The organism is Pelomonas sp. V22, from assembly GCF_030014915.1.
In the GTDB taxonomy this organism is placed as follows: domain Bacteria; phylum Pseudomonadota; class Gammaproteobacteria; order Burkholderiales; family Burkholderiaceae_C; genus JAUASW01.
Genome location: NZ_JAGIXS010000004.1, coordinates 29,726 through 43,854, shown reverse-complemented (window position 1 = coordinate 43,854; position 14,129 = coordinate 29,726). Strand labels below are relative to the sequence as shown.

The window sequence follows — 14,129 nt, the reverse complement described above, 5'->3', positions numbered from 1 at the left end:
GCCTGTTTTGGGATGCTGCGGACTTACAGCAGCATGCGCAAATGCGCCTGCGCCTGCAAGAGGGGCGGCAGGCACAGCTCCACCATCTGCTCCACGCTCATGCGCGAGGCATGGACGCACAGCGTCATGGCGGCCACCACGTCGCCGCGGTAGTTCTTCAGCGGCACGGCCAGCGTGCGCAGGCCCAGTTCCAGCTCCTGGTCGATCACCGCGTAGCCCAGCGAGCGGGCGCGGGCGATCTCGATGCGCAGGCGCTCGGGATGGACGATGGTGTGGGGCGTCAGCGGCTTGAAGTCCTGCTTGGCGATCCAGGTGTCGACCTCGACCTGCGACAGCGCGGCCAGCAGCACGCGGCCGATGCCGGAGCAATGGGCCGGCACGCGGGCGCCGGGCTGCAGCGTCGGCGAGACCACGCGGCCGGCACTGGCGGCCGAGATGCAGATCACGTCGTTGCCGTCCAGCACGCCGGCCGAGCTGGCTTCCTTCAGCGCATAGGCCAGCTTGTGCAGCTCGGGCTCGACGATGCGCGGCAGCCGGGCCGAGTGCATATAGCTCTGGCCCAGGCGCAGCACGCGCGGGGTCAGGGCGAACATTTTGCGGTCCTGCGAGACAAAGCCGAGGTGGGTCAGTGTCAGCAGGTAGCGGCGGGCCGCTGCGCGGGTCAGGCCCGTGCGGGCGGCCACCTCGCTGATGGTGAGTCGGGGGCGTTCTTGATCGAAGGCTTCGATCACGGCCAGACCCTTCTCCAGGCCGGCCACCAGGTCGCGCTTGAGCGGCGTGGTGCCTTGCGAGGCCTCGGTTTCGGGCGCTGGTGAGGGCGTGGAACTCAGGTCGTCAAAGGCGCGGGCTGCTGACATCGGAAACTGAATGTGCGATTAACGCCCCGTAACTGCGGGGCGCAAGCAGGTCAGCCGGCGACTATAGGGATGGACAAAGCATTTGTCCTTTGGCTGACGCCACCCTGGAATCGTCAATCGCACGAAGTTGCACCATGTTGGGGAATTTTGGGCGAAGAAAACCAAAAGTTTGGTTTTTGATCGCTTTCGTTATGCGTGCAACCGCAAATGCGAAAGGCAGCGCGTCAGTTTGACACCGCTTGTTGTGCGCTGCTCAGGCCAATCTGGATCCAGTATCCCACCGCAATTGCTGTTGGGCCTGACGCCAAACTGACGAATGACATGACAAAGTTGTCAGGTATTTGCAAGTTTTCTTATGGAGTCCGTCCCTGGATCAAGGGACGGTAGGGCGCAGCGCCCCCCAATGGCGCTGGACAGCAGATCAGACGCGCTCGATCACCAGGGCGATCCCCTGACCCACGCCTATGCACATGGTGCACAGGGCGTAGCGACCGCCGCTGCGGTGCAACTGGTTGACGGCCGTGGTGACCAGGCGAGCCCCGCTGGCGCCCAGCGGATGACCGAGGGCGATGGCGCCGCCGTTCGGATTGACGCGGGCATCGTCATCGGCGAGGCCCAGGTCGCGCAGCACGGCCAGACCCTGGGCGGCAAAGGCTTCGTTCAGTTCGATCAGGTCGATCTGGTCCAGCCTGAGGCCGGCCAGGGCCAGCACCTTGCGGGTGGCGGGTGCCGGGCCCATGCCCATGATGCGCGGCGCCACGCCGGCCGTGGCCATGGCGAGCACGCGAGCGCGTGGCGTCAGGCCGTGGCGGGCGGCGCTGGCTTCATCGGCCAGCAGCAGGGCGCAGGCACCGTCGTTGACGCCCGAGGCATTGCCGGCGGTGATCGTGCCGTCCGGGCGGACGATGGGCTTGAGTTTGGCCAGCGCCTCCAGGCTGGTCGCGCGCGGGTGCTCGTCGCGGTCCACGACCAGGGGTTCGCCCTTCTTTTGGGCGATGCTGACCGGCGTGATCTCGGCGCCGAAGAAGCCGGCCTCCTGGGCTGCTACGGCTTTCTGCTGGCTGGCCAGGGCCATGCGGTCCTGGTCTTGGCGCGAGATGCCGAAGTCCGTGGCCACGTTCTCGGCGGTCTCGGGCATGGAGTCGACGCCGTACTGCTCCTTCATCAGCTTGTTGACGAAGCGCCAGCCAATCGTGGTGTCGTAGATCGCATTGCTGCGCGAGAAAGCGCTGTCGGCCTTGGGCATGACGAAGGGCGCGCGGCTCATGCTTTCGACCCCGCCGGCAATCATCAGCCCGGCCTCGCCGGCGCGGATGGCGCGGGCGGCAGAACCGACCGCATCAAGGCCGGAGCCGCACAGGCGGTTGATCGTCATGCCCGGCGCGCTGATGGGCAGGCCGGCCAGCAGGGCCGACATGCGGGCCACGTTGCGGTTGTCTTCGCCGGCCTGGTTGGCGCAGCCGAACAGCACGTCGTCGAGCGCCTCCCAGTCGACCTGCGGATTGCGAGCCATCAGGGCGCGCAACGGGATGGCGCCCAGGTCGTCGGCGCGGACCGAGGAGAGCGCGCCGCCGTAGCGGCCGAAGGGGGTGCGCTGCGCGTCGCAAATGAAGGCGTGGTTCATGGTGTCTCCTCGAGGGTTCAGGGTGGATTCAGCGGCAGGCCGAGCAGGGCCTGCAGCGTGTGGTGGTCCTGGCCTTCGCAGCTGTCGAGCAACTGCAGGCCGGAAGCGGTGATGGCAATGACGGCCAGGTCGGAATAGATGCGGGCCACGCAGCGGGCGGCGGTGAGCGGATAGCTGCAGTCGGCCACCAGCTTGGGCGCGCCATCGCGGTCCAGCAACTCCATCAGCACGTAGACCTGTTTGGCGCCCTGGGCCAGGTCCATGGCGCCGCCGACGGCCGGGATGGCGTCTGCCGCGCCGGTGTGCCAGTTGGCCAGGTCGCCGCGTGCCGAGACCTGGAAGGCGCCGAGCACGCACAGGTCGAGGTGGCCGCCGCGCATCATCGCGAAGCTGTCGGCCTGGTGGAAGAAGCTGCCGCCCGGCCGCAGCGTCACAGGTTGCTTGCCGGCGTTGATCAGCTCTGCGTCCTCCTGCCCGGCGGCCGGCGGCGGGCCCATGCCGAGCACGCCGTTCTCGCTGTGCAGCATGATCTCGCGCCCGGCCGGCAAGTGGGCGGCCACGAGGGTAGGCAGGCCTATGCCCAGATTGACCACGGCACCTTCGGGAATGTCGTGGGCCAGGCGCGCAGCCATCTCTTGGCGGCTCCAACGCTTCATGGCTGGGCCTCCGGCAGATGGGGCAGATGCACGAGGCGCTGCACATAGATGCCGGGTGTGACCACCGCCTCCGGATCAATCTCACCCAGCTCGACAAACTCGCGCACCGCCGCCACCGTGACGCGCGCCGCCGTGGCCATCACCGGCCCGAAGTTGCGCGCTGTCTTGCGATAGCAGAGATTGCCCCAGCGGTCGCCACGCTGGGCCTGGATCAGCGCGTAGTCGGCATGGATGGGGTACTCCAGCACCTGCAGCCGACCGGCGATCTCGCGCTGCTCCTTGCCGCGCGCCAGCTCGGTGCCGGCGCCGGTGGGGGTGAAGAAGGCGCCGATGCCGGCACCTGCGGCGCGTATCCGTTCCGCGAGATTGCCCTGTGGCACCAGCTCCAGCTCGATCCGGCCAGCGCGATAAAGCCGGTCGAAATGGTGGGAATCGGCCTGGCGCGGGAACGAGCAGATGATCTTGCGCACCCGGCCTGCGGCCAGCAGCGCAGCGAGGCCGTTATCACCATTGCCCGCGTTGTTGCTGACCACCGTCAGATCGCGCGCGCCCTGGGCCAGCAGGCCCTCGACCAAGGCCATCGGCTGGCCGGCCGAGCCGAAGCCACCCACCATCACGGTGGCGCCGTCCGGCAGGTCGGCCAGGGCTGCCGCCACCGAGTCCTGCCGCTTGTTGATCATCAAGACTTCAATCGCTTGTGTTCACCATAAGAACACTGGTTCCATTAATGAACATCGTAGTGAGAATGAAGGAGCCCGGTCAAGGCTTGCACGTGACAATATGCACGGCAATTTGTCTGCATGTCCCTCACTCTGTGTCAAGCTGTCAGCCTGTCTCAAGGTAGGCTGGTCACGGCCGAATGAGAGTGACGAGGGGTGGCCGTTTCCAACGGGGCACAGGACAAGATGAAGGACAGAGCAACAGATCCATTGATCGACGTGGGCCAGCTCAAGGTGGGCATGTTCATCCACCTGGATCTGGGCTGGATGTCGCATCCGTTTCCGCTCAGCAGCTTCAAGCTCAGCACCGAGGAACAGCTGCAGGTGCTGCGCCGTCTTGGCCTCAAGCAGGTGCGCTGGAGCCCCGGCAAGAGCGATCTGCAGACCGAAGCCGTGCCCATGCCGCCGCCGCCCGCCGTCGAGGCCAGCAGCAACGAACCGACCCCTGAACAGCTTGCCCTGGAGGCTCACCGCCGCGCGCTGGCCGCGCAGCGCGAGGCCTTGGTGCTCTGCGAGAAGCAATACAACGAGGCTGCCACCGGTTTCCGCCATGTGATGGAGTTGGTGCCGCGCGATCCGCGCGATGCCAAGGACCAATCGCTCGCCTTGGCCAATGCGCTGCTGGACAAGATGCTGGTCGAGGGCGACCTGAACATCCGCCTGCTCAATGAAGGCGCTGGCGACCGCAATACCGCGCACGCCCTGAACGTCTCGATCATCTCCCTGCTGCTCGGCCGGGCGTTTGGCCTCGGGCGCGATGAAATGGTCGACCTCGGTGTCGGCGCCTTGCTGCACGACATCGGCAAGATCGAATTGCCGGCCCGCCTGCGCAACCGCGACGACAGCTTCAGCGTCGCCGAGCTGCAGACCTACCAGCAGCACGTGATCAAGGGCGTGGCCCTCGCGCAGACCATGGGCCTGCCGCCTGGCCCCATGCTGGTGATCGCCCAGCACCATGAGAACGCCGATGGCTCGGGTTTCCCGCAGCGCATCAATGTCGACAAGATGAGTGCAGCGGCCCGCATCGTGGCCCTGGTCAATCGCTTTGACGGCCTGTGCAATCCGCTGCTGCCCTCCAAGGCGATGACGCCGCATGAGGCGCTGTCGCTGATGTTTGCGCAGGGCCGCAACCGTTTCGATGCCACCATGCTGAATGCCTTCATCCGCATGATGGGTGTCTACCCGCCCGGTTCCACGGTGCAACTGACCGATGACCGCTATGCCCTGGTCGTCGCCGTCAATTCCAGCCGCCCCCTGAAGCCCCGTGTGATGGTGCATGACGCCAAGGTGGCCAAGGAAGAAGCCCTGATCGTCAATCTCGAAGAGCATCCCGACCTCGGCATCCGCCGCAGCCTCAAGCCCAATCAGCTGCCGCGCGCCTCGCTCGACTATCTGAGCCCGCGCACCCGCGTGGCCTACTTCTTCGAGTCGAGTGGCCCGGCGCCGCTCGGGGAGATAGCCGCGTGACAGTCGTCAGGCTGCGAGCGTCGGACCAAACCCTTCTGGCCCAGCGCAACGCAGCGCTGCTGGAGGCGCTGCAGGAAGCAGTCTGGTTGGTCGATGCCCGCACGCGCTGCATCGTGGCGGTCAACACGGCCTCGGTCGAGCTGCTCGGCATGCCGGCCGATCAGATGATAGGCAGCCCGGTCGAGTCACTGGCCAGCACGCCCGAAGACGCGATGTTCTGGATGGAGGCGGCGTCCGGCAGCCGCACCGGCTTGCGCTCCGACACCCTGGTGCGTCACGGCCAGGGCCACATGCTGTGGGTCACGCGCTGCATCAACCCTGTGAAGCAGGCCGAGGGCGGCGAGTTCTGGCTGGTCTCCATGCGCGACCAGACCCGCCAGCGTCAGCAGGAAGAAGAACGCGAAACCCTGGTGGCCGAGCTGCGTGCCACGCTGGAGTCCACCGCCGACGGCATCCTCGTCACCGACCTGGCCGGCCGCATGCGCTCGTTCAACCAGCGCTTTGCCTCGCTGTGGGGCATTCCCGACGACCTGCTGAAAGAGCGCAACGACGAGGCCGTGCAGGCCTGGATGCGCCGCAGCGTGGCCGATGGCGCGATCTACCAGCAGCGCCTCTCGGCCGTGCAGGAGGCGCCGCTCTTGCAGAGCAGCGACATCATCCAGCTGCTCGACGGCCGGGTGCTGGAGCGCGTCTCACTGCCGCAGTGGCACCGCGAACGGGCCGTGGGCCGCGTCTATTCCTTCCGCGACCTGAGCGAGAAGATCGCCGCCCGCCAGCGGATCGAGGAGCTGTCGCACACCGACATGCTGACCGACCTGCCCAACCGCCGCGCCCTGACCGAGCGGCTGGACCATGCGCTCGCGGTGGCCCGGCGCGCCAACACCTCGTTCGCCGTGCTGAACGTGGACCTGGACCGTTTCAAGCAGATCAACGACACGCTGGGCCATTCCTATGGCGACCGCGTGATCAAGGAAGTGGCCGAGCGCTTGAAGGACTGCCTGCGCGAGGTCGACACCGTGGCCCGCCTCTCCGGCGACGAGTTCGCCCTGCTGGTGCACAACGCCGACGTGCGCGGCGCCGAGCATGCGGCGCGGCGGGTGCAGGAGGCGATGTCGCGGCCCTTCAGCTTCGACACCCTCAACTTCACCGTGACGGCCAGCACCGGCATCGCCCTGTTCCCCAGCGACGGTGGGAGCAGCGAGGAGTTGCTCGCCAGCGCCGAGCGCGCCATGCACTGGGTCAAGGAAAGCGGCCGCGCGACCTACCACTTCCACCAGCCGCGCAAGGACGTGGACCTGCTCTCGCGCATGCGCCTCGACCATGCGATGCGCAAGGCCCTGGCCGAGCGCGAGTTCCAGCTGCACTACCAGCCGCAGATCGAGCTGGGCACCGGCCGCGTGATCGGCGCCGAGGCGCTGATCCGCTGGCGCGATCCGCTGCGCGGCGACGTCTCGCCGGCCGAATTCATCCCGGTGGCCGAAGAGAGTGGTTTTGTCGTCGCCATCGGCGAATGGGTCTTGCAGCAGGCCGTGCAGCAGGCCGCCGCCTGGCTGCGCCAGGGCTGGCGCATGCCGGTGGCCGTCAACGTCTCGGCCCTGCAGTTCCAGCAGGCCCAGTTCGTCGAGACGGTGGCCCAGGCGCTGGCCGAGGCCAAGCTGCCGCCCGAATTGCTGGAGCTGGAGCTGACCGAATCCATCCTGCTGCGAGACGCCGAGGACGCGCTGCGCCGTCTGGAGCGCCTGGCCGCGCTCGGCATCTGCATGTCCATCGACGACTTCGGCACCGGCTATTCCAGCCTTGGCTACCTGAAGCGATTCCCGATCCAGCGGCTCAAGATCGACCGCAGCTTCGTGCAAGGCCTGCCGGACGATGGCAGCGACGCCGGCATCGTCAACGCCATCGTGCAGATGGGCCGCGCGCTGCGCCTGCAGGTGATCGCCGAGGGCGTGGAGACCGAAGCCCAGCTGGACTTCCTGCGCCGCGCCGGCTGCCATGAGATGCAGGGCTATCTCTATGCCCCGGCCCTTGACGCCCGCAGCTTCGAAGACCGCGTCTGGCGCAGCACGCAGGGCGAGCCGCGCGCCTGAAGGTCAGATCAAGCCGGCCGGACCTGCTGGCGCTGTGTGCCCAGCCCTTCAATCCCCAGCGTCATCACATCGCCATCGCGCAGGAACTGCGGCGCCGGCTTCATGCCCATGCCCACGCCGGGCGGCGTGCCGGTACAGATCACATCACCGGGCAAGAGCGTCATGAAGCGGCTCAGATAGCTGACGATCTCGGCCACGCCGAAAATCATGGTCGCCGTGTTGCCGCGCTGGCGCTGCTCGCCATTCACATCGAGCCACAGCGCGAGCGATTGCGGGTCCGGCACCTCGTCGCGCGTTACCAGCCAGGGGCCGATGGGGCCGAAGCTGTCGCAGCCCTTGCCCTTGTCCCAGGTGCCGCCGCGCTCCAGCTGGAAGCCGCGCTCCGACACGTCGTTGACCACGCAATAGCCGGCCACGTGGTCCAGCGCCTTCTCGAGGCTGACCGAGCGCGCCGTCTTGCCGATCACCACGCCCAGCTCCACCTCCCAATCGAGCTTCTCCGAGCCGTGGGGGCGAAGCACCGGATCCTGCGGACCGCTGATGCAGGTCGTCGCTTTCATGAAGACGATGGGCTCGGCCGGGATGGGCATGCCGGCCTCGATCGCATGGTCGCGGTAGTTGAGGCCGATGCCGATCAGCTTGCTGATGCCGGTGAAGGGCACGCCAAGGCGCGGGCTGCCTTTCACTCGTGGGAAGTCCTCGGGCTTCAGTCGGGCGAAGCGCTGCAGGGCGGCCGAGCCCAGCGTGGGCAGGTCCAGATGAGGCAGCACGCTGCTGAGGTCGCGCAGGCCGCCGGCGGCGTCGACGCAGCCCACCTTCTCGCGGCCCGCCAGGCCGAATCGAACGAACTTCATAGCCAGCACTCCTGGCCCACAATGCGGGGCAGCAAGGAGCAAGCGTAGCCGTGATTTACCGATTCAAGAGCAAGGCCGGGGCCGACGTGATCATGATGGGGGCGAATGGCGAGCAGGTGCTGCGCCTGCTGGGCCGTGAGCCCGCCGCCGAGGGCTTGTTGCCTGTTGATCAACTGGTGGCCGCCATCAACGCGCTGGAGCAGGCCGTGGCCGAGGACGAAGCCCGCTTCGCTCAAGCGCAGGCCGAGGCCGAAGCCGCCGGTGAGCCCGCACCCAAACGCGAAGGCGTGACGCTGCGCCAGCGGGCCTGGCCGCTGATCGAGCTGATGCGGCACAGCATTGCGGGAAAGGCTGATTGCTTTTGGACGGCGAAATGACTCTTGACGCAGTAACGACGGTGCTGGCGATCCGCCATGGCGAAACCGCCTGGAACGCCGAGACCCGCATCCAGGGCCATATCGACATCCCTCTGAACGAGCGCGGCCTGGCCCAAGCCCGGCTGCTGGCCGAGGCGCTGGCCGGCGAGCAGATCGATGCGGTGTATTCCAGCGACCTGCAGCGTGCGCAGCAGACGGCCGCAGCGCTTGCTTCATCGCGCGAACTGGTCTTGCATCTGGACGCCCGGCTGCGCGAGCGCCACTTCGGCGTCTTCGAAGGCCTGACCTGGGCCGAGATAGAAACCCAGCACGCCGAAGACAGCGCCCGCTGGCGCCGCCGTGAACCGGACTTCGCCGCGCCAGGCGGCGAAAGCCTGCAGGACTTCTATGCCCGCGCCGTGGCCGCCGTCGAGCGCATTGCGCTGGCGCATCCGGGCCAGACGGTGGCCGTCATCGCACATGGCGGCGTGATGGACTGCCTCTACCGTGCCGCCTCGCGCCAGCCGCTGCAGGCCACGCGCACCTGGAAGCTCGGCAATGCGGCCGTCAATCGCCTGCTGTGGAGCAGCGAGGGGCCTAGCCTCATAGGCTGGAACGACGACCTGCACCTGGACGGCCTGGACAACGAGGCAGAAGGCTGAGGAAGCAAAGATGGAAGGTGCCCAGGTCATCGTTCTTGTCACACCGGTCTTCTTTGCGCTGATCGCGCTGGAGTACTGGATAGGCCGGCGCCGCGGCCGCAACACCTACCGGCTCAATGACGCGCTCTCCAGCATCAGCCTCGGCATCCTGAGCCAGATCGTGGGTGCGCTGACCAAGCTGTTCACGCTGGGCATCTATGTCTGGGTCTACGAGCATGCCGCGCTGTTCAGCCTGAGCGAGAAGTCGCTGTGGGTCTGGGGCCTCGGCCTGCTGCTCTATGACTTCCTCTACTACTGGCACCACCGCCTCGGCCACACGACAGCGCTGTTCTGGGCCGCGCATTCGGTGCACCACCAGAGCGAGGACTACAACCTCTCGACCGCGCTGCGCCAGACCAGCAGCGGCTGGATGGCCGGCTGGATCTTCTATTTGCCGATGGCCGTGATCGGCTTCCCGCCGCTGGTCTTCGTCGTGGTCGCGCTGATCGACCTGCTCTACCAGTACTGGGTCCACACGCAGCAGATCGGCCGCCTCGGCTGGTTCGACCGCTGGTTCTGCGCGCCCTCGAACCACCGCGTGCATCACGCCGTCAACGAGATCTACCTGGACCGCAACTACGGCGGCATCCTGATCGTCTGGGACCGCATGTTCGGCAGCTTCCAGCCCGAGCTCGACGAAGAGCCCTGCGTCTACGGCGTGCGCGACGCGCTGCACAGCTGGAATCCCTGGACGGCCAACACCATCGTCTACCGCGCGCTGTGGCGCAAGATGGGCCGCGTGGAGGGCTTGGTGAACAAGCTGCGCGTCTGGTGGGAGCCGGCGCACTGGATGCCGGGCCAGGTGGCGAATCTCAAGGACTACGACCCGCGCGCCCAGCGCAAGTACGACCCGCCGGCCGCTTCAAGGCGGCTGTGGGTCGCGGTGGCTTTGTTCCTGCTGGCGTTGAACGCGACCACGGCCTACCTGTGGTTCGCCCATCTGCTGGCCTGGCCGCAACTGCTGCTGGCCGGCCTCGCCATCCTGGGTCTCTTGATCGCCGTGTCCAGCTACTCGTCGAACAGCAACTGACCGGCTGCCTTGGGCGGCGCCACACCCAGGTGGCGGAAGGCCGCCAGCGTGGCAATGCGGCCGCGCGGCGTGCGCTGCAGAAAACCCTGCTGTATCAGGTAGGGCTCGATCACGTCCTCGATGGTGCCGGGCTCCTCGCCGATGGCGGCGGCCACGTTGTCGAGGCCTACCGGCCCCCCATCGAAGCGGTGCACCACGGCCTCCAAGAGCTTGCGGTCCATCAGATCGAAGCCCTGTGGGTCCACGTCCAGCATCTTCAGCGCCAGGTCGGCGATCTTCTTGCTGATGCGGCCATCGGCCTTGACCTCGGCATAGTCGCGCACCCGGCGCAAAAGCCGATTGGCGATGCGCGGCGTTCCGCGAGAGCGGCGGGCCACTTCGAGTGCGCCTTCGGGGTCGATGGGCGCGCCGAGCAAGCCGGCCGAACGGGTGACGATGCGCTGCAGCTCCTCGGCCGTGTAGAACTCCAGCCGCGCCACGATGCCGAAGCGGTCGCGCAGCGGGTTGGTCAGCATGCCGGCGCGGGTGGTGGCGCCGACCAGGGTGAAGGGCTGCAGGTCCAGCTTGATCGAGCGGGCCGCCGGGCCTTCGCCGATCATGATGTCGATCTGGTAGTCCTCCAGCGCCGGGTAGAGGATTTCCTCGACCACGGGCGAGAGGCGGTGGATCTCGTCGATGAAGAGCACGTCGTTCTTCTCGAGATTGGTGAGGATGGCGGCCAGGTCCTTGGGCTTCTCGAGCACCGGGCCCGAGGTCTGGCGCAGGTTCACGCCGAGCTCGGCCGCGATGATGTGGGACAGCGTGGTCTTGCCAAGGCCCGGCGGGCCGAACAGCAGCACATGGTCCAGCGCCTCGCTGCGCTTGCGCGCCGCGCCTATGAAGATCTCCAGCTGCTCGCGCGCCTTGGCCTGGCCCACGTATTCATCGAGCAGCTTGGGGCGCAGGGCGCGCTCAATCGCCTCCTCATTGGGCGAGGTGGCCACGGCGCTGATGACGCGCTGCTGAGGCTGCGGGGCGAAGTCGTCGGTTTGAATGCTCATCTCGACCTGCTCAAGTCAGCTTCTTCATCGCAAGCTTGATGCCTTCGCTGACGCCCACGTCAGGCGGCAAGGCCTTCAGCGCAGCACCGGCTTCCTTGTCGCTATAGCCCAGCGCGATCAGCGCCTGCAGGATGTCGGCCTGTTTGTCGTTGGCCACGCTGGCGGGCAGGGCCAGGTCGGGGCCCAGCTTGCCCTTGAGTTCCAGCAGCAGGCGTTCGGCCGTCTTCTTGCCGATGCCCGGTACTTTGACGAGGCGACCGCTGTCCTGCGTGGACACGGCTTGCGAGAGTTCCGCCACGGACAAGCCGGACAGCAGCGACAAAGCCATCTTGGGCCCCACGCCACTGATCTTGATCAGCTGGCGGAAGGTGGCGCGCTCCTCGGCCGTGAGAAAGCCGAACAGGATCTGCGCATCCTCGCGCACGACGAAATGGGTCAGCAGGCTGACCTTGTCGCCCAGATTGCCGAGGTTGTAGAAGGTGCTCATCGGCACGTCGACCTCGTAGCCGACGCCTTGCACATCGATGAGCACGAGCGGGGGCGATTTCTCCGCGATGACGCCTGTGAGTCGACCGATCATGCCCCGATTATCAGGGCCGGCTCAGCTCAGTTCCGACCGAACAAACCCAAGCGTTGCGCTTCGAGCGCTGCCTCGGCTCGGGAAGAAACATTCAGCTTGCGATAGATCTGCTTCACATAGTCCGCGATGGTGTGGCGCGACAGGCCGAGCTGTACGCCGATCTCGGGCAGGGTGAAGCCCTTGGCCACGCGCAGCAGCACCTCGGTTTCGCGGTCGGTCAGCGAGACCTCGTGCAACAGGGCTGTAGCCTGCGGCCGGCGCTGGGCGGCGAAATAGGCGATCACCTTGCGGGCGATGGAAGGCGAGAGCGGCGGCTCACCGCCACTCATGCGCTGCAGCTGCTCGACCAGCAGCTCGCGCGATTGTTCTTTCAAGAGGTAGCCGAAGGCGCCGGCCTGCAAGGCGGGGAAAAGGTGCTCGTCGTCGTCATGGATGGTGACGATCACCGACTGCACCTCGGGCTGCTTCTCGCGCAGCGCGGCGATGACCTCCACGCCCGAGCCATCGGGCAGGCCCAGGTCCAGCAGGGCCAGGGTGAACTTCTGCATCTGCACCTGCTGCAAGGCGTCTTGCACGCGCGAGCATTCGGTGATCTGGGCATTGGCAAACACCTGTTTGATCAGCGCCTTCAGCCAGGCACGGATCTCGGGGATGTCTTCGAGCAGCAGGATATGGTTCATGGCGACCTAGTATGTTGGATACGCCGAAGGACTCAACACGAGCAACAACACTTTTCAAAGGGGGATCGTGAGGCGTATCACGGTTCCCCAGCCGGGGCCCGACTCGACCAGGCACTGGCCATGCATCTGCTTGGCGCGGGACTTCATGCTGGCCATGCCATGGCCCTTGTCCAGACGGCCATCGGGCTCGGTCGAGATGCCCTGGCCGTTGTCCTGGATGATGAACTGGAAGTCGCCGTCCTGCACATTGCAGGTGACGGTGCAATGCGTGGCGCCGCTGTGCTTGATGATGTTGCTGACCGATTCGCGCAGGATGCGCGTGGTCTGCACATAGGCGCGGGCCGGCAGCGTGTGCACGATGTCCTCGGCCGGCGACTTCCATTCCGCGAGGATGTTGGCCTGCCCGAGGCGCGAGACCACTTCGGCCCGCCAGTCGCCGAGCGCATCCAGCAGTTGCACCGGCTTGCCGGTCAGGCCGCGCACCGAGAGGCGCATTTCTTCCAGCGCCTCGCGCGCCAGCGTGGAGATGCGGTCCGACTCGCTGGTGTGGACGATGGTCAAGAGCTTGGCGCCCAGGTCGTCGTGCAGGTCGGCGGCAATGCGCTTGCGCTCGCGCTCGGTCACCTGCTCCAGCTTTTGTTCGGCCATCTGGCCAAAGCTGCGCTCGATGTTGGCGATCTTCTCCTGCACCTCGGCCTGCAGCGCCAGATGCTGGTGCTCGGCCGCGAGGCGGGCCCGCACCATTTGTGCGCCGGCATAGAGCGCCAGTGTCATCAAGAGCGGCGGCAGCAGCAGCGGGCTGATCAGCAACTGCTCGCTCTGGCGCAGGTGCTGGAACACCAGCTCGGCCACCAGCATCAGGCCGCCGAGGCCGACCAGCCAGCGCGGCAAGAGGCCGGCCGGCGGGTCGACGACCACATCAACACCCTTGCTGCTGCCCCGGCTCAGGCGCAGAAACCAGACCATGGCTGCCAGCACCTGCAGGCCGAGCAGCATGGCCCAGAAACGGCAGACATTGCCATGCTGGGCGCTGCCTGCCAGCACGGCGCTCAGCGGTACCAGCAGGCATTGCAGGCGCAGACCCCAGTCGACACGGCTGTCCCGCACGCCCACCTGGCTCAGCAGCAATTGCACCGAGCAAAGCGAGAGCACCGGCAGCAGGGCGATGCGCAGCAGCGCGTCCAGCGCTGGCGCCAGGGCCAGCGGTGTGGGCCACAGCCCGGTGTTGAGCACGACCCAGGCCAGCATGAGGCCGGCCAGATAGCCCAGACGCCGCTCGCTGCGCTGCAGCCAGGCCAGCATGACGAGCCAGGCCGCCATGCCGAGCAACATGGCGTTGAACAGGGCCGGCAGGCTGTGCAGCCAGAACTGGCTGGCTTCCGGAGCCAGCGCGCTGGACCAGGGGAGGGCGGTTTGCATGGGCGCCGATTGTGCAGGAGCGGCCCCCTGGCTTGGCGGCCGGGCGACAATCACGCCCT

At 66.9% G+C, this 14,129-nt stretch carries 14 protein-coding genes; 5 read left to right on the top strand and 9 right to left on the bottom strand.

The window, feature by feature from the left end:
* Positions 1–23: 23 nt before the first annotated feature.
* From J7U46_RS14460 to J7U46_RS14445, 4 genes are all read right to left on the bottom strand, one after another.
* Entirely contained in the window at positions 24–857 is an 834-nt protein-coding gene (locus tag J7U46_RS14460; RefSeq protein ID WP_282827004.1) for an IclR family transcriptional regulator C-terminal domain-containing protein, read from the bottom strand.
* Positions 858–1,278: 421 nt separating this feature from the next.
* Entirely contained in the window at positions 1,279–2,481 is a 1,203-nt protein-coding gene (gene pcaF / locus J7U46_RS14455) for a 3-oxoadipyl-CoA thiolase (protein ID WP_282827002.1), read from the bottom strand.
* A gap of 17 nt (positions 2,482–2,498) precedes the next feature.
* On the bottom strand, positions 2,499–3,137 hold the full coding sequence (locus J7U46_RS14450; RefSeq protein ID WP_282827000.1) for a 3-oxoacid CoA-transferase subunit B: 639 nt from the start codon (positions 3,135–3,137) through the stop codon (positions 2,499–2,501).
* A complete protein-coding gene (locus J7U46_RS14445) occupies positions 3,134–3,817 on the bottom strand; it encodes a 3-oxoacid CoA-transferase subunit A (protein ID WP_282826998.1) in 684 nt (227 codons plus the stop codon). Before J7U46_RS14445 ends, J7U46_RS14450 begins: the two co-directional genes overlap by 4 nt.
* 225 nt (positions 3,818–4,042) lie before the next feature.
* Here J7U46_RS14445 and J7U46_RS14440 point away from each other — a divergent pair, with 225 nt between their 5' ends.
* Together J7U46_RS14440 and J7U46_RS14435 are read left to right on the top strand one after the other, a co-directional pair.
* Positions 4,043–5,323 carry an HD-GYP domain-containing protein gene (locus J7U46_RS14440; protein ID WP_282826996.1) on the top strand — a complete coding sequence of 427 codons (1,281 nt, stop codon included), beginning with the start codon at positions 4,043–4,045 and terminating at the stop codon, positions 5,321–5,323.
* Positions 5,320–7,410 carry a bifunctional diguanylate cyclase/phosphodiesterase gene (locus J7U46_RS14435; protein WP_282826993.1) on the top strand — a complete coding sequence of 697 codons (2,091 nt, stop codon included), beginning with the start codon at positions 5,320–5,322 and terminating at the stop codon, positions 7,408–7,410. The genes J7U46_RS14440 and J7U46_RS14435 overlap by 4 nt, the downstream gene beginning before the upstream one ends.
* A gap of 8 nt (positions 7,411–7,418) precedes the next feature.
* Here the strand turns inward: J7U46_RS14435 and J7U46_RS14430 are convergent, their stop codons facing one another.
* Positions 7,419–8,264, bottom strand: a complete 846-nt coding sequence (locus J7U46_RS14430) for a fumarylacetoacetate hydrolase family protein (protein WP_282826991.1) — start codon at positions 8,262–8,264, stop codon at positions 7,419–7,421.
* A 50-nt stretch (positions 8,265–8,314) separates the two neighbouring features.
* On the opposite strand from J7U46_RS14430, the gene J7U46_RS14425 reads away from it, so the two are divergent.
* The 3 genes from J7U46_RS14425 to J7U46_RS14415 are packed head-to-tail and all read left to right on the top strand — an operon-like array spanning position 8,315 to position 10,351.
* A complete protein-coding gene (locus J7U46_RS14425; protein ID WP_282826989.1) occupies positions 8,315–8,641 on the top strand; it encodes a DUF1840 domain-containing protein in 327 nt (108 codons plus the stop codon).
* On the top strand, positions 8,638–9,282 hold the full coding sequence (locus J7U46_RS14420) for a histidine phosphatase family protein (RefSeq protein WP_282826986.1): 645 nt from the start codon (positions 8,638–8,640) through the stop codon (positions 9,280–9,282). The genes J7U46_RS14425 and J7U46_RS14420 overlap by 4 nt, the downstream gene beginning before the upstream one ends.
* Before the next feature lie 10 nt (positions 9,283–9,292).
* On the top strand, positions 9,293–10,351 hold the full coding sequence (locus J7U46_RS14415) for a sterol desaturase family protein (protein WP_349239494.1): 1,059 nt from the start codon (positions 9,293–9,295) through the stop codon (positions 10,349–10,351).
* On the opposite strand, the gene ruvB is transcribed toward J7U46_RS14415, so the two are convergent.
* The 4 genes from ruvB to J7U46_RS14395 are packed head-to-tail and all read right to left on the bottom strand — an operon-like array spanning position 10,330 to position 14,070.
* Positions 10,330–11,391: a Holliday junction branch migration DNA helicase RuvB gene (gene ruvB, locus J7U46_RS14410; protein WP_282826985.1), complete on the bottom strand. Its 1,062-nt coding sequence runs from the start codon at positions 11,389–11,391 to the stop codon at positions 10,330–10,332. The two genes, J7U46_RS14415 and ruvB, sit on opposite strands and share 22 nt — an antisense overlap.
* Positions 11,392–11,401: 10 nt before the next feature.
* The gene (gene ruvA / locus J7U46_RS14405) at positions 11,402–11,971 is read right to left on the bottom strand and encodes a Holliday junction branch migration protein RuvA (protein ID WP_282826983.1); all 570 of its coding nucleotides are present in this window, start codon (positions 11,969–11,971) and stop codon (positions 11,402–11,404) included.
* A gap of 26 nt (positions 11,972–11,997) precedes the next feature.
* A complete protein-coding gene (locus J7U46_RS14400; RefSeq protein WP_282826981.1) occupies positions 11,998–12,651 on the bottom strand; it encodes a response regulator transcription factor in 654 nt (217 codons plus the stop codon).
* Between the two features lie 54 nt (positions 12,652–12,705).
* On the bottom strand, positions 12,706–14,070 hold the full coding sequence (locus J7U46_RS14395) for an ATP-binding protein (protein WP_282826978.1): 1,365 nt from the start codon (positions 14,068–14,070) through the stop codon (positions 12,706–12,708).
* Positions 14,071–14,129: the final 59 nt, after the last annotated feature.

Excerpts from the sequence above, each read along its gene's own strand:
- J7U46_RS14395 (WP_282826978.1), bottom strand. The coding sequence starts at position 14,070 with ATGCAAACCGCCCTCCCCTGGTCCAGCGCGCTGGCTCCGGAAGCCAGC.
- J7U46_RS14415 (WP_349239494.1), top strand. The coding sequence starts at position 9,293 with ATGGAAGGTGCCCAGGTCATCGTTCTTGTCACACCGGTCTTCTTTGCG.
- J7U46_RS14400 (WP_282826981.1), bottom strand. The coding sequence starts at position 12,651 with ATGAACCATATCCTGCTGCTCGAAGACATCCCCGAGATCCGTGCCTGG.
- J7U46_RS14450 (WP_282827000.1), bottom strand. The coding sequence starts at position 3,137 with ATGAAGCGTTGGAGCCGCCAAGAGATGGCTGCGCGCCTGGCCCACGAC.
- J7U46_RS14420 (WP_282826986.1), top strand. The coding sequence starts at position 8,638 with ATGACTCTTGACGCAGTAACGACGGTGCTGGCGATCCGCCATGGCGAA.
- pcaF (WP_282827002.1), bottom strand. The coding sequence starts at position 2,481 with ATGAACCACGCCTTCATTTGCGACGCGCAGCGCACCCCCTTCGGCCGC.
- J7U46_RS14440 (WP_282826996.1), top strand. The coding sequence starts at position 4,043 with ATGAAGGACAGAGCAACAGATCCATTGATCGACGTGGGCCAGCTCAAG.
- ruvA (WP_282826983.1), bottom strand. The coding sequence starts at position 11,971 with ATGATCGGTCGACTCACAGGCGTCATCGCGGAGAAATCGCCCCCGCTC.
- J7U46_RS14445 (WP_282826998.1), bottom strand. The coding sequence starts at position 3,817 with ATGATCAACAAGCGGCAGGACTCGGTGGCGGCAGCCCTGGCCGACCTG.
- ruvB (WP_282826985.1), bottom strand. The coding sequence starts at position 11,391 with ATGAGCATTCAAACCGACGACTTCGCCCCGCAGCCTCAGCAGCGCGTC.
- J7U46_RS14460 (WP_282827004.1), bottom strand. The coding sequence starts at position 857 with ATGTCAGCAGCCCGCGCCTTTGACGACCTGAGTTCCACGCCCTCACCA.
- J7U46_RS14430 (WP_282826991.1), bottom strand. The coding sequence starts at position 8,264 with ATGAAGTTCGTTCGATTCGGCCTGGCGGGCCGCGAGAAGGTGGGCTGC.